We start from the raw sequence: 21,849 nt of genomic DNA on the forward strand, positions 1-21,849 counted from the left end.
GAAACATTGCGCTCTGCGTGACAAAAAATAGGGAAAATCAGATCCCTGGATTACGTTTGTTGCCCGCAAAGGGGCCATTTGCCTTTTACTGCGGGCTGACACAAGCTTCATCTGCAGGTTGTTTTATGAACGATGTTTGTGTTTGTTGCTGGCAATCAGGCAACCATTAATGCGGATCGGTCAGTCATTTTCTGAGTCTGAAGATCACACTCAGCTCTCCCTGATTCTGGCGCGCTGTGGCGCTCTGTCTTCTGTGAACCTGAGCATGGCATCGCCCGGCGAAGGGAACTGCTCCTGTCGGTGTCTGTCAACTGGCGGACATAGCAACAACGGTGGCAACAGCCATTCGCTCTCCGGGTGACTGTGTGCCAAAGAACCCGCATCTGACAGGCGTTATGCTTTTCCTGCTCTGATCTGCCGTTGTCGTCGCATTCCGTATCGCCCAGACAAAGTCAGTTTGATCTTTTCTGCACAGAGTGGAGCCTTATGACTGAATTATTTACCTGGCCAGATCAGCTGGTAGACCCCGCGCATCCTGATGCCCGCCTCGCGACAGTGAATGTCGCTGAGTTACGCAAAGCATTGCAGATACGCGCCAGTGGCGAAGCACCATCGACATTGAACCTGAATTTATCGGATCAGGTGACCGTGGAATGCCAGACGGCAGCGGTCGAAAGGTTTGATGATGGCAGTGTCGCCTGGCGCGGTATTGTGCCGGGCCTTGAGGCGGTCAGCGCTCATCTCGGTATCACCTTTACGGGAAACGCGGTGCGCCTCTCGGGTTTAGTGTTTACGCCGAACGGTTACTGGCTGATTCATCCGCATCACTCGCCGACAGGCGTCCTGATTACCCCAGCCAGACTGGATTCGCTGGGCTGTGGCAACCCTGGCGTGTATCCGCAACAGGGCAGTGAGTCGTCCGCGGCTGACTATTATTCTGCTGAAGACGATGCCACGCCAGCCGTGATCGATATTCTGGTTCTGTATCCTCCGGTGGAGACGAAAGCGCTGGCTCATGGACATGATGATGTCGTTGCTTATCTGCGCCAGGCGGAAGCGGTGACAAATACGGTCTTCAGTAACAGTGACATTAATGCGCGTGTCCGCATCCTTGCCATTGAGGAAGTGACGGGTTTACATGGCGCAACGGTCACCGAGTTACTCGCTGCTGTGATCGTGCAGACTTACGACGCCGCAGGCAAATTACAGCTTGCACCCGGAACGGACTGGGCACTGGTCAGTGGTCTGCGCGATGCTGCGGGGGCTGACGTAGTGGTGCTTCTGTCGGACATGCCCGGAGTGGTGGGGACGGGCAGTGTGCAGGGGATTGCCGCGTCTATCCCGGAACCGGCGCTGGCTGATCACTCCTCGCTGAATGTGGCGCTGTTTAGTCTGCTGCTGGTGTCGTCTTCGCAAACCTATAATCTCGGTCACACGTTCGCTCATGAACTGGGGCATCTGCTGGGCGGCAAACATGACCGCCTCACCCAGCCACAGCATTCGTTTCTGGACCCAACTTATGACTATGCTCACGGCTATATCGCGCCGAACTGGTCATTTGTCACCATCATGGGCTATGACCACCCGGAGAGGGGGACATATCGGATCCCCTATTTCTCCAACCCGGAAAAAATGTGGCAGGGACAGGCGGTCGGCGTCGCGCTGGGAAAACCAGGTGCGTCCGATATGGCACGGCTTTTTCGCCTGAGCACACGGGTGATGGCGCGTTATCGTGGCGACAATGCCCCGCGCTGGAACCCTGCTTACTTAAACCTGATGATCGAGCCAAACCTCGGCGGTTTTGTCATCCCAGACCAGCTGGGTCCTTATGCGCAGGGCAGTCAGGTCGCTGTTCGTGCTATCGCACGCAGCGGTTATGTTTTCGATCACTGGGTGCTGGATGGTGTGTCACTGATGGCGCCGACGCTGGCGCTGCTGATGGATAAGAACCATAGCCTGAAAGCGGTGTTTGTCACAGGCAGTAGCGCTCAGCCTGCGGTCAGGTTAGGCCCGCTGGTACGGCGCTATGGCTGTCAGCTGCAGTTTCAGCCGCCACCCGGTCCCGCCTATCCTGCGGGCACCGATATCAAAGTCCTGGCCTTAGCCACCGCCGCCGCGCTGCAGTCTGAAGTGCCGCTGGTGTGGCTGCTGGAGGGGGGAATCGGCGGGGTGACACTGCCGCTGTACGACCATATCACGCAGTCACTGATTCTTGAGCGTGATTTCATTGTGGATTTGCTGCCGGTTGGGCTGCTTTTTACTGTCTGGGGGCAGCGCAGTCTGAGCCTTAATAGTACCAGCCAGCTGATTATCCAGGCCACCTGGGGATCAGCGGAGGAAGGGTTCTCGCACCCTGCGGGTGAACCGGTACAGATCGATGTCGCAGCCGCACCGGAGGGGACGACACTTACCGCGCATGAGACGGTGACGGATGCCAGCGGTCTGATACGGTTGACGGTGAAGACCGGGGATGAAGAGGGCGAGCTGGCGCTGAAGGTCGGGTTGAAGGACGCGCCCGAACGCAGCACGGTACTGGTCGTCGTCGCGGTATCGACGCATCCGGAGCAGCAGGATGAACCTGTCGCCCTGACGGTGATCGAAAACCGCGCACAGCAAATCCCGGGAGGGGCAACGCCAGCACCGGTTAAGGTGCTCGTTTCACACCAGGGGAAACCTGTGGCAGCAACGCTGGAGGTGGCCGTTAGCGCGCCGACTCATGGTCTCAGCGTCATCGATGCTCACCCCGGCAGTGGCGCAGATGGCGTCGCGACAGTCATGTTTGCACCGCAGAGCGGCAGCAGTATTGGCCCGACAACACTGTTTATCACTGAAGCGGCCTCGCGAACCCGTGTGCGGGTGCAGATTGGTGTGCTGCCGCGTCAACAGTATCTTTTCTCCGCGCTGGGACTGACGATGAATATCCAGCCGGAACAAGGCCACTATCAGCCCTTTGCCCTTGCCGTCTTGCTGTCGTACAGCGAGTCCGAAGCCAGCAATTTTATCACGCTGCCGCAGGGCATCAACATCAGCCTCACCCTTGATAGCGGAACCACCGGCATTACGCTGGCCGCGTCGGACGTAACGTATCTGGGTAAGACCGTCTATGTGGCGGCGACAGCGCTCACCGGCCCGGGTACGGCAAAAGTCACCGTGAGTTCTCAATACGCCGAATCGATCGTTATCACGATTAACGTCAGTTGATGCGCCAGCAGATGAGTAAGGTCCGCGCCAGTCGTTAACCGGCAGGGAGGCGGTTTCGGCGCGGTGAGGTTGATAGTCAGTTTGATCTTTCCTGCAGGAGAGTCTCCCATGACTGAATTATTCCGCTATCTCAATCAGCTGCCAGATCCTTTGTATCCGGATGCCCGCGTTGCCACCATCAATGTCGACGCGCTGCAGCAGGCACTGAAATTACCCGGCAATGGCGAACCTGCGCCACAACTTCGTATCAATCTTCCTGATGCTTTAACCCTCGACTGTCAGACGGTTTCGGTGCAAAGGTTTGACGACAGAAGTGCGGCCTGGCACGGCATTTTGCCCAATTTTACCGACACCAGTGCACATCTTGGTATGAAATTCACGCAAGATGGCGTGCGTCTGTCAGGTTTGGTGATTGCGTTGGGGAACGACTGGCTGATCCGCCCGCGTGGCCCGTCGGCAGGGGTATGGATTATGCCCTCACGGCCAGGCATGCTGACCTGCAATGATCCGGTAGTACGCCCGGCAGAGCCTGAACAGGAATACTTTGCCGCAGAAGATGACAGCATTCCGGTGGTGATCGACATTCTGGCGCTGTATCCGCCCGCCACCGCCACCCCCTTTTCTGGCGGACATGACGATATCGTTGCCATTATGCGTGAAGCGGAAACCGTCACCAATACGATTTTCAGTAACAGTGATATTTCTGCGCGAGTGCGCATCGTGGATATTATGCAGGTGAACAGTCTGCAGGGCTCAACGGTCAGCGAGATGCTGGATCTCGTCGTTGTCCACCAGAGAGCGGGGGAGCAGCAGCGCTGGATACCGGGAGTCAACTGGCCGGTGGTGAACCAGCTGCGCGACACGGTAGGGGCAGATCTCGTGGTGATGCTGTCGGCGCAGATTGATCCGTTGCACGGCGTGGCGTCATGTATCCCTGAACCTGCACAATTCGATCGTTCAGATCTTTCCCTCGCTGTCTTTAGCATCTCGGTTATGCCGCGGCAGGGGTATAACGCCAGTTATGTCTTCGCGCATGAACTGGGGCATTTGCTGGGAGGCAAGCACGATCGCCTCACTCAGCCGGGTTATCAGAACCCGGTGGTCGCTCTCAGGCCCGAATATGACTACGCGCGTGGTTATATTCCGCCTAACCGCGCGTTTGTGACCATCATGGGATACCCGAATGATGAAACGAAAATGTACCGTATTCCCAGCTATTCCACGCCTGATAAAAGCTGGCAGGGGCAGCCTGTCGGCATCGCGATTGGCAAACCCGATGCAGCCGATGATGCGCACCTTTTCCGGCGCAGCACGCGTGTTGTGGCGCGTTATCGTGGTGATCATACTCCGCGCTGGCAGCCAGCGTATTTAGCTATCAGTATCGAACCTGCATTAGGCGGGTTTGTCTCACCCGATCAGCCGGGACCCTATCCGCAGGGCAGTCTGGCGACAGTACGTGCCATCGCACGTCCTGGCTATGTCTTCAGGCACTGGGAACGGGATGACGTGCTGACAGACGGCGCGATACTGACACTGCGTATGGACCACGATCATAAGCTGAAAGCGGTATTTGCTGCGGGCGAGGGGTTACAGCCCGGCGTCAGGCTGGGGCCGCTGGCGCAGCGCTATCAATGTATTCTGCACACCGAACCGCCAGGTCCGGACTTTACCTCGGGTAGTGTCGTGTATGTCGAGGTGGCCGCCAGTGCGGCGGCCCTGCAGGCGACAGTGCCATTGGTGTGGCTGGTGGAAGGCGGCGTTGGCTTGCTGACGGTTCCGCTAAGCCATGGCGTAACGCAATGGCTGATGCTTGAGCAGGACTTTATCGTCGATCTGCTGCCCGCAGAACTCAGTTTTGATGTGAAAGGCCAGCGCAGCCTGGCGACTAACGCGACCAGCGTGATCACGTTACAGGCAGTAAGTGGCAACGTGTTAAGCGGCCTCTCGTATCCCGCCTCACTGCCGGTTGAAATTGACGTTGCTGCTGCGCCGGAAGGAACCATCGTGGTTTTCAGCGAGACAGCAACCGATGCTGATGGCCTCGTGCGGGTGAACGTGACAACAGGCGATGAGGAAGGCGATTTGCTGCTCAAGGTGGGTTTAAAGGATGCGCCTGAGCGCAGCCGCGTGTTGATCAGCCTGTCCGTGACATCGCACCTGGTTTCTGACCTGAACGAACCTTATATGCTGGCCATTACGCAGCAACAGAGTCAGCAAATCCTCGAAGGGGCAACCCCTGCGCCAGTGGTGCTGAATGTGACACGCGGCGGTCTGCCTGCTGCGGCAATACTGAATGTCACGATCGTTCCTCCTGCGCACGGCATTACGGTGGCGGATGCGCATTCGCAGTCGGGAGAGGATGGCAGGGCCACGGTGGTGTTTGCCCCGCACACTCAGGGGCATTATGGTCAGGCGACAGTTTCGGTTATCTCCCCGGATGCGCATGCCAGGGAAGATGCGAAAATTAACATACTGCCTCTGTACCGGCGTTTCTCAATGATGAGTGACAATCCACTGCAGGTGAAAAAGGTAAATGATGCCTGGCCACAGCCCTATTTTCGCTTCAGGCTGGTTGCGGTCAGAGAGCATTATCCTGACCGTGAAGAGTCGGGTTTAAATTTAAACAGCCTTGCGATACCCGCACCCGGTGTGCCGGTGACTTACAGCATTGACAGCGGAAGCACCGGAATGCATTTAACCGCCACGGAGACGATGTGGGTCGGGGGAACGGAAGTCGTCACACTGACGGCGCCAACCGCTGCGGGCACAGCCAGCGTGACGCTGTACTCAGAGCACTGCGATCCGGCTACGATGACGATCCATGTGACTGAGTCGTAAAAAACTGCGGCGCCCTTAACGCTGAGGGTGAAGGGCGCCGTTGCCTGCTGACGCAGCGGGGAAAATCACCGCGGCAAATAGCGATTTTCCAGATGCTGACGGAAATATTGCGGATTGAGATCTTCACCCGTCGCCTGGGTAATCAGCTGGCGGGTGCTAAAGCGGCTGCCGTGCTGCCAGATATTCTGCTGCAGCCAGTCAAACACCGGCTGCAGTTCACCGTTGCGGATCAGGCTTTCCACCTGCGGCAGAGCGCGTTTTACTGCCTGGAACAGCTGTGCGGCATACATCGCGCCCAGTGTATAGGTTGGGAAATAACCAAAGGCGCCGTCAGTCCAGTGAATATCCTGCATGCAACCGTCGCGATAGTTATCGCGGGTATCAATGCCGAGATACGACTGCATTTTTTCCTGCCAGATAGCCGGAATATCGTCGACTTCGATCTCGCCACTGATCAATGCCTGCTCGATTTCATAACGTAAAATGACATGCGCCGGGTAGCTGACTTCGTCGGCATCAACGCGGATAAAGCCCGGTTTGACCCGCTGGTTAAGGCGGACAAAGTTCTCTGCGCTGAGAGCGGGCTGTGCACCGAACTGCGCCACCGCCTGTGGCAGGATCAGCTGCAGAAACTCTGTACTGCGCGCCAGCTGCATTTCAAAGAACAGACTCTGGGATTCATGGATGGCGGTCGAGCGGGCATGCGCCACCGGCTGATCGGCCCAGGCGGCAGGCAGATTTTGCTCATAACGTGCGTGACCGGTTTCATGGATCACGCCCATCATGGCGCTGAGAAACTCATTTTCCCGGTAGCGGGTGGTGATGCGCACATCCTGCGGTACACCGCCGCAGAACGGATGCGCGCTGACATCCAGTCGTCCGGCATTAAAATCAAAGCCCAGCCGCTGCATAATGCTCAGACCGAGCTGGCGTTGTGATTCGATGGCAAACGGTCCTTCCGGCAGTGTCACCGATTCCTGCGCCTGCTTATCCACAATTTGTTGCAGCAACTGTGGCAGCCACTGTTTCAGATCGCCAAAGGTACGGTCCAGCTGCGCACTGGTCATACCCGGCTCGAAAACGTCGAGCAGGGCATCATAACGTGAACAGCCATTCGCCTGCGCGCGGATTTCCGCCTCTTCGCGGCTTAATCTGACCACTTCTTTGAGATTGGCGGCGAAACCCTGCCAGTCGTTGGCTGGACGCTGCTGACGCCATGCATGCTCACAACGCGAACCGGCGATGGATTTGGCTTCCACCAGCGAAGCTGGCAGTAACGATGCCTGCTGCCATGCGCGGCGCATTTCCAGCAGATTGGCGGCTTCAACATCATTCAGATCTTCCTGTTGCGCCTGATCCAGCCAGACGCCCACTTCTTTTGCCGTCAGGATTTCATGGCGCAGTACACTCAGTTCTGCCAGCGCTTCACCGCGCGCCTGGCTGCCGCCGGCAGGCATCATGGTTTGCATATCCCAGCCAGCAATCGCGCCGAGATGGCCGAAGTGCGCCAGACGGCGGAAGGTGTGAGTCAGATGCTGATACGCAGATGTCATAGTGGAACTCCCTGAAAACATTAGGCGATGTTATGTGGTTGGCTATCCGGCAAGGGTAAATCAACGGGCCAGCAAAAGCGAACACTGGCGCCACCTAACGGGCTGCTGTCGATCATCACGTAACCCCCCTGGGCCTGAGCGATGGAGTGGACGATGGCGAGACCAAGACCGCAGCCACCGGTGCTGCGGTCGCGGCTTGGATCAAGGCGGACAAACGGCTCAAACACCCGCTCGCGTTCAGCCTGCGGGATCCCCGGACCATCATCTTCCACCTGCAGGCAGGCGATATTGCCATCAAACCACAGCCCCACGCGCAGTTGCTGACCGGCATAGCGCAGGGCGTTATTCACCAGGTTATCCAGCACCCGCTCCATTAGCCGGGTATCGGCGATACCGACATTGTCGCGCTGTGGCGTGTCGAGCGTAATCTGGTAGTCGGGATTCAGGGCGCGGAAATCTGTCAGCCGCTCCTGCAGCCAGACAGCGAGATCGATCTGCTGCAGCGTCAAATCCACTTTAGGGCGGTCAAGGCGCGCATAGGTCAGCAGCTCTTCAATCAGGGCTTCCAGCTGACCAATATCGCGATTCAGTGCAGCGGATTCGGCTTCGCTCAGGTTGTCGCTCATTTCCAGCCGGTAACGCAGCCGTACCAGCGGCGTGCGTAGCTCATGGGCGATACCGTCGATCAGCTGTTTCTTACTCACCACCAGATTATTAATATTGTCCGCCATCTGGTTAAATGCGACACCAAGCCGCACCAGGCTGGATGCGCTGTCGAAATGAATGCGCTCATCCAGATGACCCTTACCGAAGCGCTGTGCGGCCGCTTCCAGTTTCAGCATGTCCTGCCAGTGCGGACGCATCCAGATAAATACCGGCAATGCCAGCGAAATACCGATCACAATCATCAGCGCAATATCGAAAATACGCATCTGATGCAGGAAAAACAGATAGGGTATCGGCCCGACCACCAGCACATAGTGGCTGCGCGGAATATGCTGCATAAAGGTGTATTGATCATCGACGGCCACAATTTCCCCCGCGCGCAGGCGACGCATCGCGGGCTCGTCGAGCTGAATCTTATTCAGTGGCTTGATATGCAGTTTAAACGACAGATTTAGGTCGAGGTTATTGATGGTTTTGTTCCAGTCGCGCGGCGGGATCTCGCGCAGTTCACTGCGCATCAGATACAGCGAACTTTTCATCAGGTCGTCCATCGACTGACGACCGGCGCGCTCGGCGGTAAATTTGTACACCAGCCCCACCAGCATTGCCATCACCAGGAAACAGACGAACAGCAACAGGTAAAACTGAATAAAAAGCTTTCTCATGCGGAGTGGGTGTCCCAGGCATGCGGCGCAAACAGATAACCTTTATTGCGCACTGTCTTAATGCGATAAGGTTCGGTGGCGCTGTCGTGCAGTTTCTTGCGCAGACGTGAGATAGCAACATCGATGCTGCGATCCAGCCCATCATAACTAACGCCGCGCAGCGCTTTTAACAGCACATCACGATGCAGGATCTGCCCGGCATGGGTGGCCAGCTCCCATAACAGGTCAAAGTCGGCGGTGGAGAGGGCAATATTCTCCTGCGACAGCACCACCAGGCGGTTAACCGGATCGATAAATAACGTACCAAACCGCAATGCCTGCTGCGCCGGACGCGCTGGCGCGATCTCCTCGCTGCGGCTGGCACCACCCGCCTGACGCAAATGCAGACGCAGGCGCGCCAGCAGCACCGCAGGCGGCGTGGTTTTCAGAATATAGTCATTGGCGCCCATTTCCAGCGACAGAATATGGTTCATATCACTGTCCAGCGAGGTGAGCAGCACGATCGGGCCTGACCAGCGCGAACTGGCGCGCAGATCGCGGCACAGCGTCATACCATCTTTGCCTGGCAGCATAATATCCAGCATCACCAGATCCGGTGCGGCGTCGGCAATCACCTGTTCCGCACGGTCGCCGCGGCTCTCAACAATGACCTCAATATCATGACGGCCAAGGTACGCGGCAATCAGTTCACCGACATCCTGGTCATCTTCAACGAATACAATTTTGCTCATAATGCCAGTGTGCAAGCCTGGAAAGAGTGCAGCATATCCTTTCTTACAGGTAACCACTATGAATAGGAGTTAAATAACTCAAGATGTATAGTACAGCCGTCGCAAAATATGCCATTATATTGGCATGGTTGAGGATCGTATGAACCATTTTTTTTCCATAGGGAGGAGGTTGAGGGTGTCTGAAAATAAACTGGCGTCAGCCGGATACAGTGACCGCATCTGCTTCAATTATATGGACTTTCTCTCAGCTTCCTGCAAAAAACGCTGGAGCTTTGTCGATGCCATTTATGGCGTGATGCCGATCTTCGGCATGGTGACGCGAAAGCCCGCCAGCAGCCAGCGAGCCCCCGCCGAACGGTTGAAAGAATTAGCGTTGCAAATTATTTCAACCCAGGTGAGCGACGAAATTAACATCGCACGCCTGATTACTCTCGCGGAACAGCAACAGATTGATCAGCTGGATATTTTGCTGCCGTATACGCTGACCAGCCAGCAACTGGAAAAAATTCAGCAGGAGTATCGCAAACCACTGGATCTTACCCAGCAAGACGACCGCCTGAGCGTCCATTTTCTGACGGCTGCCCATTAAGGGCATCGGCAACCCCGCCAAACGACTTTCCGCATACAACACATAAAGCCTGATTCTCAGGGGATACATTGCAATGGCTACGGAGCCTCTTGCTCGCAGAGGACTGTATTTTTCTCACCATCGCGTGCGGGAGAAGGCCAGAGAGGGGGAGAAACGGCCGAGGTGCTGAGTTGTTTGCTCCAGCATCCCAGCCTTCCCCCACACCGTGGGGGAAGGGGCAAAATCGCAACTCAGTGTCCTGAGTGACTACCGCATCAACATCCATAACGCCGGAAACGCCGCGACAATCAGCAGCACAATGGCAACCGACTCCACACGCGACAAGCGCTGTTGTGCGCGTCCGCCGCGGCGTGCAAACAGAAACAGCAGCAGGCCTGGCGCGTACAGCACCACGGACAGCAGCAGATGCAGCGGACCTGACGCATACAGCAACCATAAGCCATAAAGGGAAGCGCCGACCGCCACCAGCGTCACCGACGGTTTATTCAGCTTGCGTGCCACCCTGAACAGATACGCGCCGACCAGCAAATAGGGCAGCAGAATCATCTCTGAGGCAATAGTCAGCAAATTGCCGTAATCGGCATGGGTCAGCCAGATCAGAATCAGGCACAGCTGCACACTGCCATTGGTCAGCCACAGCGACGCTGCCGGCGCATTACGGCCATTCTGGCGACTCAGGGAGCGTGGAAACGCCCCTTCGCGGGCGGCGATAAACGGCACTTCAGCGGCCATAATCGTCCAGCTCAGATACGCGCCACAGACTGAAATAATCAGACCAACGGCAATCACCACATCGCCCCAGCCACCGATCAGCCGGGTCATCAGACCCGCCATCGACGGATTACGCATTTCCGCTAATTCCGCGCGCGGTACGATACCCAGCGACAGCAGGGTCACCAGCAGATACACCACCAGCGCCGCCAGCACGGCCAGCAGCGTGGCACGGCCAACATCCTGCTTGTTGCGCGCGCGGGCAGAGACCACCACCGCACCTTCCACACCGATAAACACCCACAGGGTAATCAGCATGGTCTCCTTTACCTGCTCCCAGACCGGCTTGCCGAGGCTGATGCCGCTAAAATCGAAGGAAAAACGATCAAGGTTAAATGCTGCCAGCGCCAGCACCACAAACAGGGCTAACGGCAGCAACTTGCCGAGAGTGGCGACCAGATTAATACTGGCGGCGGTCTGCACACCGCGTAACACCAGCCAGTGCACCAGCCATAACAAAATGGATGACCCCAGCACCGCCTGCCAGGTATTGCCATCGCCGAACACCACATGGTCAGGCGAATCGGTGAAGAAGCTCAGGGCGGAAAAGACGATCACCAGATAAGAGACATTCGCGATCACCGCGCACAGCCAGTAACCCCATGCGGAACAGAAGCCGACCAGATCGCCAAATCCGGCGCGGGCATAGGTAAAAATACCGCCATCCAGTTCGGGTTTCAGACGCGTCAGCAGCAGCAATGCCAGTGACAGCAACACAATCCCCACGCCAGTAATCAGCCAGCCGATCAGCAGCGCCGCCGGGCTGGCAACGGCCGCCATATTCTGCGGCAAACTAAAAACGCCCGCGCCAAGCATGGAACTGAGCACCAGCGCGGTAAGAGCGGTAAGTCCGAGTTTTTTATCCAAGAGAGAACCTGACTACAGCATAAATAACCAATAAACCGGCTATCGAACGAATTTTACTCAGGTTTTTGTGAGTATTTTCGATGGAAACCGCTAAAACAGGCGGCAGATTCTACGGAGAGGTGGGGCGGAGTGCAATGACTGAGTATGCAAAAAAGCGTTAAGGGTTATGCAGCAACAAACAGGGCAGCGCGATGCTGCCCTGAGTGCGAATTATTTGAACAGATCAGCTGTAACGGTCAGGTTACCACCGCTCTGGTTCTGCCACTGGCGGGTCACGTTATAGTATTTCGCGCCGCGTTTGGCGGCCTGACGAGCGGCTTCGTGTGAAACCTCCGTCGGCGAGCCGAAGTGGCCGGTAAAGGTCACGGTGTCAAACGGCTGCATCTGCGCGGCAGTGATATTGTTCACTTCCTGGATTTCAGTGCCGTCCGGCATTGTCACGGTGTAACGTTTGCCGCTGGAAGACTGGGTTTCAAAGAAACGGCCAACTTTGCTGCTTGGCGTTTCTGACGATGCCACGCCAGGGATTTCCACGCGTTTCGCCGCTTCACCGCCTTCCGCCAGCGCCTTACGACCCGCTTCGGAGTCCGCCGGGATCAGGTTCGGGCTCTGAACCTGACGTTTTGCCGCATCTGCTTTATATACATAGGCAGTAACGTACTGGTTGCCACCTTCGCTGTTCGCATCGACCTGACGCACGATAAAGAATGATGCTGCGCCTTTCTCTTTCGCCGCTTTGGAAATGGCATCACTCACATCTGGCTGACTGCGATAGAAACCTTTGACGGTCACCGTGTCGAACGGTTCCAGTTCGTAAGCTTCCGCTTTCGGCAGCTCTTTTACACCATTCACGATGCGGTAACGGGTGGCCGTATCAGCTGCCGGTGCATCGGCTTTATACAGATCAGCAGTAACACGCCAGTTGCCGCCATTACCGTTGGTATCGTTGATGCCCTGCACGTAGAACGATGCGGCGCCTTCTTTATCCGCTTGTCTGGAAACGGCTTCGTTGGCATCCCCAATAGAAATAAAACGACCGGTGACATTGATACGTTTAAATGGTTTTAGCTCGGCCGCCTTTTCCGGGGACAGTTCCTGCGCCGCGTAAGCGGTGAATGTCGTCATCGACAGCAGGGCAGTCGCCAGAATGGTGTTCTTCAGCTTCATAAAATAATCCTTCGCCTTACGAAAAAAAGGAGTACGAAAACGTGCTGGACTCTTGATGTGTAACAGATTAGCTGCCGATTATGGCATGTAATAATGGCCGCTGTCTCAGGCAATTTATGCCATTTCTTACGACGTAACAGAATTGTCATTAATGCAGGAGAATTCAGCGAAACAGGCAGTCAGAGAGCACCGTTACCACTTATGCTGGTTAACAATATCGATTAATTAGTTAATTCATTGTTAAATAATGGTTTTTATTGGTAATAAATATGTAGTGAAGTGATTTCCCGTAGCAGATTATGCGTAATTTGCCGCTAAATTCAGTGGCAACATAGCGTTTTTTCCACCTGGCTCTGAATTTTAATGTGAAAGTTGCGGCGATAGCGCGTGGTGTCTGGATCGGAAGACACATTTTCAGTAGGTTATAAACAGTTTGCAACACCCACGCCGCGGCGGATAGCGCCACGGCGGGTAAAAGAAACCATTCTGTATCTGCCTCTGGCGCGCCGTTTAAGCGTCAACCAGAGGGAAAACCGATGAAAGGGAATACTATGTTAATTGGAGTACCGAGAGAGCGGTTGCCCAATGAAGCGCGAGTCGCTGCCACGCCGAAAACGGTCGAGCAGCTGTTAAAACTTGGCTTCACAGTGGCAGTCGAAAGCGGCGCGGGCAAGCTCGCCAGTTTTGATGATGCGGCTTTCGTTGACGCGGGCGCATCCATCAGTGATGAAGCCACCGTCTGGCAGTCCGACATTATCCTGAAGGTCAATGCACCTACGGATGAAGAAATCGAACTGACCCGTGAAGGCAGCACGCTGGTGAGCTTTATCTGGCCAGCGCAGAATCCGGACCTGCTGGAGAAACTGGCGGCGCGGAAGGTGACGGTGCTGTCAATGGACGCGGTGCCGCGTATCTCCCGTGCTCAGTCGCTTGATGCGCTGAGTTCAATGGCTAACATCGCCGGTTACCGTGCGATTGTGGAAGCCGCCCACGAATTTGGTCGCTTCTTTACCGGTCAGATCACTGCTGCGGGTAAAGTACCGCCAGCGAAAGTGATGGTGATTGGTGCCGGTGTGGCCGGTCTGGCCGCGATTGGCGCGGCAGGCAGCCTCGGCGCGATTGTGCGTGCTTTTGACACCCGCCCGGAAGTGAAGGAGCAGGTGCAAAGTATGGGCGCTGAGTTCCTCGAACTGGACTTCGAAGAAGAAGCCGGCAGCGGCGATGGTTATGCCAAAGTGATGTCTGAAGCCTTTATTAAGGCGGAGATGGAACTGTTCGCTGCCCAGGCGAAAGAAGTCGATATTATTGTCACCACTGCGCTGATCCCGGGCCGTCCGGCACCGAAACTGATCACGCGTGAAATGGTTGAATCGATGAAGCCTGGCAGTGTAATCGTCGATCTGGCCGCTCAGACCGGCGGTAACTGTGAGCTGACGGTGGCGGATACTGTCACCGTCACCGATAACGGCGTGAAGATCATCGGCTATACCGATCTGCCAAGCCGCCTGCCAACCCAGTCTTCGCAGCTGTATGGCACCAACCTGGTCAACCTGCTGAAACTGCTGTGCAAAGAGAAAAACGGCGAGATCACTATCGACTTCGAAGACGTTGTGATCCGTGGTGTGACGGTCATTCTCGATGGCGAAGTGACCTGGCCTGCACCACCGATTCAGGTTTCTGCTGCGCCGAAAGCGGCACAAGCGGAAGTCAAAGCCACTCCGGTTGCACCGGCAAAACCTGCGTCACCACTGCGTAAGTATCTGCTGATCGCACTGGCGATCGTGCTGTTCGCCTGCCTGGCGAATGTGGCACCGGCAGAATTCCTGTCGCACTTTACCGTGTTCGCGCTCTCCTGCGTGGTGGGTTACTACGTGGTGTGGAACGTCAGCCATGCGCTGCATACGCCGCTGATGTCGGTCACCAACGCCATTTCGGGGATCATCGTCATTGGTGCGGTATTGCAGATTGGACACGGCGGATGGGTAACCTTCTTTGCCTTTGTCGCGGTGCTGATTGCCAGCATCAATATCTTTGGTGGTTTCACTGTAACTCAGCGCATGCTGAAAATGTTCCGTAAGAACTAAGGGCGAACAATATGTCTGGCGGATTAGTGACTGCAGCATACATTGTTGCCGCAATTCTGTTTATTTTCAGCCTTGCCGGTCTCTCCAAACACGAGACCTCGAAGCAGGGTAATATCTTTGGTATGAGCGGGATGGCGATCGCGCTGATCGCCACTATCTTCGGCCCGGATTCCGGCAATGTGGTCTGGATCCTGCTGGCGATGGTGATTGGTGGCGCAATCGGCGTGCGTCTGGCGCAGAAAGTCGAGATGACCGAAATGCCGGAACTGGTGGCGATTCTGCACAGCTTCGTCGGTCTGGCGGCGGTACTGGTTGGTTTTAACAGCTACCTTGACCACGCACCGGGCCTGGAAGCCGTGATGGAGAATATCCATCTGACCGAAGTGTTCCTTGGCATCTTTATCGGTGCGGTCACCTTTACCGGTTCGGTGGTGGCGTTTGGCAAACTGCGCGGTAAGATCTCTTCCCGCCCGCTGATGCTGCCACATCGTCATAAACTCAACCTGGCGGCGCTGGTGGTTTCTTTCCTGCTGCTGGTGGCGTTTGTACGTACTGAAAGCGTGGGCGTGCAGGTTCTGGCGCTGTTGCTGATGACCATTATCGCGCTGGCGTTTGGCTGGCACCTGGTGGCATCGATTGGTGGCGCAGATATGCCAGTCGTGGTCTCAATGCTGAACTCCTACTCCGGCTGGGCAGCGGCGGCAGCGGGCTTTATGCTGAGCAACGACCTGCTGATCGTCACCGGTGCACTGGTGGGTTCTTCTGGTGCCATCCTCTCCTACATTATGTGTAAGGCGATGAACCGCTCATTTATCAGCGTGATTGCCGGTGGTTTTGGTACAGACAGCCGCTCGACCGGTGAAACGGAAGAAGCGGGCGAACACCGTGAAATCAGCGCAGAAGAGACGGCGGAACTGCTGAAAAACTCAACATCTGTGATCATCACCCCTGGCTACGGTATGGCGGTGGCGCAGGCACAGTATCCGGTGGCGGAAATCACCGAGAAACTGCGTGCGCGTGGTGTCAAAGTGCGCTTTGGTATCCACCCGGTTGCCGGTCGTCTGCCGGGCCATATGAACGTGTTGCTGGCGGAAGCGCGTGTGCCGTACGACGTGGTGCTGGAAATGGATGAAATCAACGATGATTTCTCTGATACCGACACCGTGCTGGTGATCGGCGCGAACGACACCGTTAACCCGGCGGCGCAGGAAGATCCGCGCAGTCCTATTGCGGGTATGCCAGTGCTGGAAGTGTGGAAGGCCAGCAACGTGGTGGTGTTTAAGCGTTCAATGAATACCGGTTACGCTGGTGTACAGAACCCGCTGTTCTTTAAAGAGAACACGCAGATGCTGTTCGGTGATGCGAAAGAGAGCGTGGAAGCGATTCTGCGTGCCCTGAGCAAGTAATCCCCGGCTGCTGTGGCAATAAAAGAGTCCGGTACATTACCGGACTCTTTTTTTAGCGGTTAAAATCTTCGCTGTTTGACGAAGGCTCTGCTGACTTCCCCTGTAAATCCTCTTCAAAAAAAACTGAACAGATTTCTGTTGTATCACTCCCTTCGGAAAAGGGGATCGCACTCCGAGGCAGGAAACAGGAATCTGATGCGATCAGATCACAAAAAGCCTGCGTCGAGGATGTAACTGAGATCGAGTCCTCTGATGCTGGCGATCTTGCCATATCCGCTGCAGATGAGATCGGCGCATGCGATGCTGCTGTATCCAGCACACCCGATGCAGATGAGTTCGTTGTATCCACTTCAGGAAGCCACGGCGATGACATCTGCAGCCATTGCTCGATACATGGCCATGAAATAGCTGCAGGAGGTGCCACTATCGGGTTTTCAGACTGGCAGTCAGAACAAGGTCGTACAGAGGGCTCAGCCTCTTTTTGGACCTGCATATGGCGCATCCGCGGGACATTTTGCAAGGCAGCCTGTGTGCGGCGTACTTGCGGGCATTGTTGTAAGGTGGTCTGCTGGCAAAACTTCGGGTGTTTTTTGGCGGCGGCAAGCAGGTTGGCTATTGTTTTTATCACGAGTTGAGGCACAACGGGTAAATTCTGCATTGCCGCGTAAATATCTTTCGCCTGAAGCCTCTCCAGGCTGTCTCGTTGCTGTAAAAGGAAGTTTAGTTTTGCACTGTCGCTTTTCCCCTGAGCATTGGGCCAGCCAGCTGTAATCCAGTTCTGCACATTTGCGGCAGGTTGTGCCTGTGAAAGATAGTAGAGATCCTCAATGGCCCTTGCGCTGAGCGCTGGCCCGTCGGATAGTGAACTCATGATAGCGGAAAACATCGGCCCGGAGAGGTTTTCTGGCTTGTCTGGGCTTTTCAGCTGGTGGTCGATTTTTTCTTCTGATGTCTCCCCTGGGGCTTCAGACCAGGACTTTATCGCCCAGTCAAGTGCCTCTGCTGGAATAGTGGACTCTGACGCAGGGCGGGTTTTTGCTGCTGATGAGCCAGGGTTGCTGTTGCTTAAACAGAGTGAGGTATTGCCAACACGGGTGATTGCCGTCACCGATGCTGGCAAAGGTGCGGATATGTTCCATGCACTGCACGAGGGTGCGGTGGAAATGATGGTGCTGTTCAGCATGATTTTTCCTTTCTGTCCGTGAAAGGGATAGTGTGAAAAGAGGCGGTAAGTCCGCCCCTGCAGAAGTTTGCGCCACTAAAAAGTTAACTGCGCCATTGCGGTTATCCTTAATCCGCAACGGCACCATCAGAGCCCGCAGCTAACGCCAGCGGAGCCCGTTAATCATCTTCATCATCATCTGGCTCAATATTGCTGGCGAAACCATCCGGTTTAATCACCAGCAGATCGCAGCGCAGATGATCGATAACCTGTTCTGCGGTATTGCCGAGGAAAGCGGCGGAAATCCCGGTGCGGCCAATGGTGCCCAGTACCACAATACCGGCATCAAGATGCTGTGCCAGTTCCGGGATGACTTCTTCCGGCAGGCCTTTTTCCACATGCGTCAGCTTTTCATCCATGGCAAATTTTTGCCGCAGTGCTTTCATCGCGACCAGATGCTGACCGCGAATAGCATCGTTATAGACGCTGGGATCAAAATCCGGCAGTTCGATGGCGATATTGATCGGCGTCACCGGATAAGCGCCGACCAGATGCACTTCCGTCTGATTAACCATTTGTGCCAGTTCAACGGTTTCGCGGATCAGTTTTTGATTGAGCAGGTCATGATGCGGTTCTTCGCTGGCGAGATTCACCGCCACCAGCGCCTTGCCGCCTTCCGGCCACGGCTGGTCTTTCACCATCCATACCGGGCACGGGCACTTACGCAGCAGATGCCAGTCGGTTGGCGTAAAGATCACCGCTTCCAGCCGATCGTGCTGATGGGCCATTTTCAGCACCAGATCGTGCTGATGGTTGACCACTTCCTGGATAATGGCTTCGAATGGACGGTTGTGCCACACCACTTTGATTTCGATATCGATACCCGCGTCTAAATAGGCATGCGCCTGTTGCCGGATCCATTCGGTACGCTGGCTGATAACCCCCTGACGCATACTGGTGCGTTCATCGGGTGACAGCAGGGTGGTCATCTCGTACGAGAAATCATAGATAGGCAGGAAGGCTTTGATTTTGCCGCCGATGCGTTGATCGAGATAGACCGCCCGACGAAGCGCAGGTTGGTCATCCTGTTGAGGATCGATCGCCACAAGGATGTTTTGATACTTAACCATACTGAGTTCTCCATACACGACGAGGCGTCAGGATAAAGATAGCCCAATCGCGGTCAGGGAAGAAGGGAAAAAGTTGTTGCCGGATCAATAAAATAACAATTATTAACCCGGCAAAGAGTCAGCGGTATCAGTGACTGTGGCCAGCCAGCTCGGCGAGCGTATCGTGATTTTCGATGGTGATATATTTACCTTTCACCGCCAGCATCCCGCTTTTCTGGAAACGGCCCAGCAGACGGCTAATGGTTTCAACGGTTAAGCCGAGGTAGTTGCCGATATCGCCACGCGTCATGGTCAGACGAAACTCGCGCTGCGAGAAACCGCGTTGACCAAAACGGCGGGAAAGATTCCAGATAAACGCGGCCAGGCGTTCTTCGGCATTTTTCTTCGACAGCAGCAGGATCATGTCCTGGTCGCCTTTGATTTCGCCGCTCATCAGACGCATCATCTGCTGGCGCAGGCTCGGCATTTTGCCGGAAAGATCGTCGAGAGTTTCAAACGGGATTTCACACACCATCGCGGTTTCCAGCGCCTGAGCGAAGCTGGGATGATGGGCGGAACTGATGGCGTCAAAGCCCACTAAATCACCCGCCAGATGGAAGCCAGTGATCTGCTCATCACCCTGCTCGGTGATGGTGTAGCTTTTGATGGTGCCGGAGCGGATGGCGTACAGCGATTTCAGCTCGTCACCCGCTTTGAACAGTGTTTGTCCTTTCTGAATCGGTTTTTTGCGTTCAATAATATTGTCTAGCTGATCCAGTTCGTGTTCATTTAAAGTGAACGGAATACACAGCTGGCTAATGCTGCAATCCTGACAATGAATCGCACAACCGCCAGACTGAATGCGACGAATAACGCGTTTTTCTGGGATCATAAGTTTACGCTCAGAGGATAATTGACTGTGGTCAATTTTAACATTTTTCGGTTACAGAAAGAAACTCATCTGAGCAGTTTTAGGCACATTAAGATCAGGGCTGTTGCACAACAAACAACCCGATTACATCAAAAAATGACCGTGTAAGTTGTCGTATGCCTTAAGGAGTGATCATGAACCCTGACGAAGATGAGCTGTTTAAACACGCCATGGAAGATGTCACGCCACTGAAAAGTCGCAACAATATCATCTGGTTGAAAACGTCAGCAGAGACGAAAGTGGTGCAGAAAGCGCCAGAAAAACCGGAAAATTTTCTTATTGATGGTTTTATCGACGTGCTGCCGCTGGCGACACCGCTGGAGTTTAAAGCGGAAGGGATTCAGCAGGGGGTACTGGATAAGCTGCGGCAGGGAAAATATCAGCTGGACGCCAGCCTGAACCTGCTACGTCAGCCTGTCGCGGACTGCCGTCGCGCGCTGTTTGATTTTATGCTGCAGGCGCGTAAAGACAATCTGCGCAATTTGCTGATTATTCATGGTAAAGCGCGTGATGATCGTTCCCATGCCAATATTGTGCGCAGTTATCTGGCGCGCTGGCTGCAGCAGTTTGAAGAGGTACAGACTTTCTGCGTCGCGCAGCCGTATCACGGCGGCAGCGGGGCGATGTATGTCGGGTTACGCAAAACGGAACAGGCGCGCCTCGATAATCGCGAGAAACACGCCAAACGCAGCCGCTGAAAGCGCCGCGTATCGCCAGCGGCATATCACATCGACATCCGCTGGCGCAGTGTCACAATTCTGTCTTAAAGCTTGCCTATGCTGATGCATCGCTTACTCAATGAGGGTCATCATGCGCTTATCTCTGCTGGCAATTTCGTTATTCGCTGCGGCTGTCACCGCTCAGGCGGCGGACATCAAAACCGAACGTTACATTGTCACTTTTCCTCAGCACGACCGCGTGGCGTATCATGGCGCCTTTACTCAGGCTTTCCCGCAGGGCTTTCCGGTCGGTGTCGGCTCCGGGCTGAGTTTTATGAAAAAAGAGCAGGGAAAACTGGTGTTTGCCACCGTCACCGATCGTGGCCCGAATGCCGATGCACCGCAAACCGACGGACGGGAAGCGAAGATTTTTGCCGCGCCAGATTTCACGCCATTACTGATGACCATCACGGTGGACAGTAACAGCGCGCAGGCCTCGAACGCCCATCCACTACAGGAACAGGGGGCGCCCGTCAGTGGTCTGCCGTTGCCGGATAATTTAATTGGCGCCACGGGCGAAGTGCCGCTTAGCGATACGCTGGAACGGCTGCGTTACGACCGCCGCGGGCTGGACACGGAAGGCATCACCCCGGATGGCAAAGGGGGATTCTGGCTGTGTGATGAATACGGTCCGTTTATGATTCACGTGGATGCTAACGGCAATATTCTGGAGAAAAAAGGTCCGACGCCCGCCGAAGGCGAGAAAAGTGTCGCCAGCGGCCTGCCGTCAATTATTAAATGGCGGCAGCCGAACCGCGGTTTTGAAGGCATCACCCGTATGCCGGACGGGCGGATTATCGGGGCGGTGCAGAGCACGCTGGATATTGACGGTAAAAGCAAAAACAGCGCTCAGTTTACCCGCCTGGTGAGCTATGACCCGGCCAGCGGTAAAACCGCGATGTACGGTTATCCGATTGATATCAGCAGCTATAAGAAAGCCAAAGATGCGAAAATCGGCGACGTGGTGGCGCTGGATAATGATCGTCTGCTGCTGATTGAACAGGGCAGTGATAAGGATAAGCAGCCGCAGAATAAAATCTGGCTGGTGGATCTGCGTGAAGCCAGTGATCTGGCGGCATACGATCAGCCGCCGCCGGAGTTTGACTCTGCTGATCAGCTGCAACAGCGCGGCATCATACTGGCCAGCAAAACCCTGGTGGCAGATTTGCGTAAACTGGGCTGGCAGCAGGAGAAAGCTGAAGGGCTGGCGCTGGTCGATAATAAGACGCTGGCTATCGCCAACGACAATGACTTCGGTCTGACCGTGGATAAAAAAGCGGATGGCAGCCTCGCGATTAAACCGCTGCCCGTGCAGGAAGCCACCAGTGAGCTGTGGCTGCTGCATCTGCCCCAGCCCCTGAAGTAAAACGCAGCGCTGTTGCGGCGTAAG

15 protein-coding genes are annotated in these 21,849 nt (G+C 55.4%); 7 read left to right on the forward strand and 8 right to left on the reverse strand.

Going from position 1 to position 21,849, the window contains the following annotated elements; all coding sequences use genetic code 11:
• Positions 1-486 precede the first annotated feature (486 nt).
• On the forward strand, positions 487-3,201 hold the full coding sequence (locus tag ACSZO1_RS07005; protein WP_437610895.1) for an InlB B-repeat-containing protein: 2,715 nt from the start codon (positions 487-489) through the stop codon (positions 3,199-3,201).
• Between the two features lie 108 nt (positions 3,202-3,309).
• Positions 3,310-6,039 carry an InlB B-repeat-containing protein gene (locus ACSZO1_RS07010; protein WP_437610897.1) on the forward strand — a complete coding sequence of 910 codons (2,730 nt, stop codon included), beginning with the start codon at positions 3,310-3,312 and terminating at the stop codon, positions 6,037-6,039.
• Between the two features lie 65 nt (positions 6,040-6,104).
• Here ACSZO1_RS07010 and ACSZO1_RS07015 read toward each other — a convergent pair whose 3' ends face one another.
• Genes ACSZO1_RS07015 through rstA form a run of 3 tightly spaced genes read right to left on the reverse strand, consistent with a single transcriptional unit; the run spans position 6,105 to position 9,654 of the window.
• Entirely contained in the window at positions 6,105-7,592 is a 1,488-nt protein-coding gene (locus tag ACSZO1_RS07015; protein ID WP_437610899.1) for a carboxypeptidase M32, read from the reverse strand.
• A 20-nt stretch (positions 7,593-7,612) separates the two neighbouring features.
• The gene (rstB, locus tag ACSZO1_RS07020) at positions 7,613-8,923 is read right to left on the reverse strand and encodes a two-component system sensor histidine kinase RstB (protein WP_437610901.1); all 1,311 of its coding nucleotides are present in this window, start codon (positions 8,921-8,923) and stop codon (positions 7,613-7,615) included.
• A complete protein-coding gene (gene rstA / locus ACSZO1_RS07025; RefSeq protein ID WP_437610903.1) occupies positions 8,920-9,654 on the reverse strand; it encodes a two-component system response regulator RstA in 735 nt (244 codons plus the stop codon). Before rstA ends, rstB begins: the two co-directional genes overlap by 4 nt.
• Before the next feature lie 139 nt (positions 9,655-9,793).
• Between rstA and ACSZO1_RS07030 the strand changes: the two genes are divergently transcribed.
• Positions 9,794-10,243, forward strand: coding sequence for a hypothetical protein (locus ACSZO1_RS07030; protein ID WP_437610905.1), 450 nt, complete (start codon positions 9,794-9,796; stop codon positions 10,241-10,243).
• 246 nt (positions 10,244-10,489) lie between these two features.
• Here ACSZO1_RS07030 and ACSZO1_RS07035 read toward each other — a convergent pair whose 3' ends face one another.
• Both ACSZO1_RS07035 and ydgH read right to left on the reverse strand, forming a co-directional pair.
• A complete protein-coding gene (locus tag ACSZO1_RS07035) occupies positions 10,490-11,881 on the reverse strand; it encodes a basic amino acid/polyamine antiporter (protein WP_437610906.1) in 1,392 nt (463 codons plus the stop codon).
• 210 nt (positions 11,882-12,091) lie between these two features.
• Entirely contained in the window at positions 12,092-13,048 is a 957-nt protein-coding gene (gene ydgH / locus ACSZO1_RS07040) for a DUF1471 family protein YdgH (RefSeq protein ID WP_437610908.1), read from the reverse strand.
• 551 nt (positions 13,049-13,599) lie between these two features.
• On the opposite strand from ydgH, the gene pntA reads away from it, so the two are divergent.
• Together pntA and pntB are read left to right on the forward strand one after the other, a co-directional pair.
• Positions 13,600-15,132 carry a Re/Si-specific NAD(P)(+) transhydrogenase subunit alpha gene (pntA, locus tag ACSZO1_RS07045; protein ID WP_437610910.1) on the forward strand — a complete coding sequence of 511 codons (1,533 nt, stop codon included), beginning with the start codon at positions 13,600-13,602 and terminating at the stop codon, positions 15,130-15,132.
• A gap of 11 nt (positions 15,133-15,143) precedes the next feature.
• Positions 15,144-16,538 (forward strand): Re/Si-specific NAD(P)(+) transhydrogenase subunit beta, encoded by a 1,395-nt coding sequence (pntB, locus tag ACSZO1_RS07050; protein WP_437610912.1) that lies wholly within the window; start codon positions 15,144-15,146, stop codon positions 16,536-16,538.
• A gap of 52 nt (positions 16,539-16,590) precedes the next feature.
• Here pntB and ACSZO1_RS07055 read toward each other — a convergent pair whose 3' ends face one another.
• The 3 genes from ACSZO1_RS07055 to fnr all read right to left on the reverse strand — a co-directional run bounded on the left by ACSZO1_RS07055 (position 16,591) and on the right by fnr (position 19,701).
• Positions 16,591-17,721: a hypothetical protein gene (locus ACSZO1_RS07055; protein WP_437610914.1), complete on the reverse strand. Its 1,131-nt coding sequence runs from the start codon at positions 17,719-17,721 to the stop codon at positions 16,591-16,593.
• A 158-nt stretch (positions 17,722-17,879) separates the two neighbouring features.
• Positions 17,880-18,830 (reverse strand): universal stress protein UspE, encoded by a 951-nt coding sequence (gene uspE / locus ACSZO1_RS07060; RefSeq protein WP_437610915.1) that lies wholly within the window; start codon positions 18,828-18,830, stop codon positions 17,880-17,882.
• A gap of 127 nt (positions 18,831-18,957) precedes the next feature.
• Positions 18,958-19,701 (reverse strand): fumarate/nitrate reduction transcriptional regulator Fnr, encoded by a 744-nt coding sequence (gene fnr / locus ACSZO1_RS07065; protein ID WP_437610917.1) that lies wholly within the window; start codon positions 19,699-19,701, stop codon positions 18,958-18,960.
• A 173-nt stretch (positions 19,702-19,874) separates the two neighbouring features.
• Between fnr and smrA the strand changes: the two genes are divergently transcribed.
• Both smrA and ACSZO1_RS07075 read left to right on the forward strand, forming a co-directional pair.
• Positions 19,875-20,438: a DNA endonuclease SmrA gene (gene smrA, locus ACSZO1_RS07070; RefSeq protein ID WP_437610920.1), complete on the forward strand. Its 564-nt coding sequence runs from the start codon at positions 19,875-19,877 to the stop codon at positions 20,436-20,438.
• A gap of 112 nt (positions 20,439-20,550) precedes the next feature.
• Positions 20,551-21,825, forward strand: coding sequence for an esterase-like activity of phytase family protein (locus ACSZO1_RS07075; protein WP_437610922.1), 1,275 nt, complete (start codon positions 20,551-20,553; stop codon positions 21,823-21,825).
• The last annotated feature ends 24 nt before the right edge of the window (positions 21,826-21,849 follow it).

Origin of the sequence: Erwinia sp. V71, assembly GCF_965644245.1 — a bacterium.
Taxonomy (GTDB): Bacteria; Pseudomonadota; Gammaproteobacteria; order Enterobacterales; family Enterobacteriaceae; genus Erwinia.